We start from the raw sequence: 1,887 nt of genomic DNA, 5'->3' as shown, positions 1-1,887 counted from the left end.
TTCCCCGTAGAGAGAGTTCCCGCGGTGCAACCGCCAGCCCCTTCTGGACAAGGGCCGAAACACCCGCGAGTTCCTTCTGGATAAGTTCGATCTGTTGGTCGTGGAAGGCCATCTGCTGGCCGAGCGAGGTCAGTTCCTTTTCGAGGAAATCCTTGAGTTCGCGCAGGGCACGGAGTTGCGTCGCCATGGCGTCCTTGCGGACGGCGAAGATCTTGCGCTCCTGCTCCATCGCCACCGCGACCTTCTCGTTCGAAGCTCTGTCCTTCAGTTGCGCAGGGAAGGCGATGTCGTCGCTGCCAGCTAGTTCTGATTCCAGCCGTGCTTTGCGGGCGAGCAGACTGACGTTGCTCAGCGCCAACAAACCCACATCGCCCTGACCCACGATGACTTCACGCTCGAGCCTCGACATGTCTTCCTCGCGTGTTCGCAGGCCGCCGGCGATTCCCAGCGCCTGCAGCACCGTCAGCCCGGGCCTGTAGGGGAACTCGCCTGGCTGCGTGACGTAGCCGACAATGTAGAACGGCCTGTACTGGACAATCTCGACAGCGACATCCGGCTGGCGGCCGAGGCCCATGTGCTGCATCAGGCGGTCGCCGATCGCGCGGGCGAGGTCGCCGGGGGCGGTGCCCTGCGCGCGTATCTGGCCGACAAATGGAAGGAAGAGCGTGCCGTCGGCACCGACGACGAAACTGTCGTTGAGAGCCGTCCATTCGAAGATCACGTCGCGTGATGCGCGCCATTCGTAGACCTTGAGCCTGACCTTGTCCTGAGGTCCGAAGAGGTACTCGGCAGCCACCGTCGGCAAGGGGCAGGCAGCCGCCGCCAATGAAGCCGCCGCCACTGTCACAAGCCATTTCCGCATTGTCTTCCCACCTTCAGATTTTCAGGATGTATTCGGGTTCGATTCGTCCCATGGCGATGTGCCGGATCGCCAGCATGTTACCCCTGAGCCTGCCCCTGCGATCGATATACGGCTCAGGCCGCAGGCTCTTTGCGAGATTCGCGGCGATATTCCTGAACATCAGCGGAAGTGCGAAAGAGGCCGGAACGGAGCCCTTCCTGATCAGATAGATCGCATTCGCAACCTGGGAGTAGCCGAACCGCTCGCCGCTGACCCGCCCTGTCTTGATACCGAGATGGACGCCCGTGATCGCGGTCACGCAGACCACGCGGCCTTTGGATCTCATTTGGCTGGTGAAGTCGATGTCTTCCTGCCAGCCGTACAAGACGAGGCGCTCGTCGAAGCGCAAATCGCCCACAAGCGAGGAACGCAAGGACATGTTGCATCCGTATGCTCCGACATGGTCGACCACCGGCGGTCCATCATGTTTTTTGCCCTCGTTTTCCCGCAAGGCGGCTTCGGCATTTTCCCAGGTGAGGCCAGCATTCGTGGCACCGTCCCTGACGACCGTGCCCATCACCACCGCCCATCCGTCATTTTCCACGAAAGCTTTCTCGACCTGCTGCAGATATTCGGCGGACGGAACGAAATCATCGTCGAAGAATGTGATGATGTCGAAGCGCCCCAGGGAAGGTACGAGAGCCCTGTTCCGCTGGGCAGCCAGTCCTTTCGGTCCGAAAACGAGTGACACCTGGAAAGGACAGCTTTCCGGCAGGTCGACATGCGAGGCGTCGGGCGCCGACACTATGACCTCATCAGGAAGCCTCGTCTGGCCGCCCAAATATCCAAGCAAACGCCCGACCTGTCCGCTGCGGCCAAGCGTCGGGATGATCACTATGAGTCTCATGCTCGATCCAGCTTCGGTTCCGCCGAAACCTAGACCGACGAGTGGACCGACACAGCCTGCATAAAAGGAGACGGGAGGAGCCTGGCCTACCGCCGGACACAGGCTTTCGGAGTATCCCGGTGACGGACCACATCCGCAA

2 protein-coding genes are annotated in these 1,887 nt (G+C 61.0%); both read right to left on the bottom strand.

The genetic code is table 11. The features are described 5' to 3' along the window. Positions 1 to 862, bottom strand: an 862-nt coding sequence (locus EN991_RS34485) for a polysaccharide biosynthesis/export family protein (RefSeq protein WP_206519312.1), incomplete at its 3' end; no start/stop codon positions are given. Between the two features lie 13 nt (positions 863 to 875). Beyond that, positions 876 to 1,748, bottom strand: coding sequence for a glycosyltransferase family A protein (locus EN991_RS34480; protein WP_063170851.1), 873 nt, complete (start codon positions 1,746 to 1,748; stop codon positions 876 to 878). Positions 1,749 to 1,887: the final 139 nt, after the last annotated feature.

Source organism: Mesorhizobium sp. M7A.F.Ca.US.005.03.2.1, assembly GCF_003997795.1.
Lineage (GTDB): Bacteria > Pseudomonadota > Alphaproteobacteria > Rhizobiales > Rhizobiaceae > Mesorhizobium > Mesorhizobium ciceri.
The sequence above is the reverse complement of the archived record's forward strand: the minus strand, read 5'-3'. Positions and strand labels throughout refer to the sequence as shown.

What these genes read in the sequence shown, in the direction of transcription:
- EN991_RS34480 (WP_063170851.1), bottom strand. Translation starts at nt 1,748, where the DNA reads ATGAGACTCATAGTGATCATCCCGACGCTTGGCCGCAGCGGACAGGTC.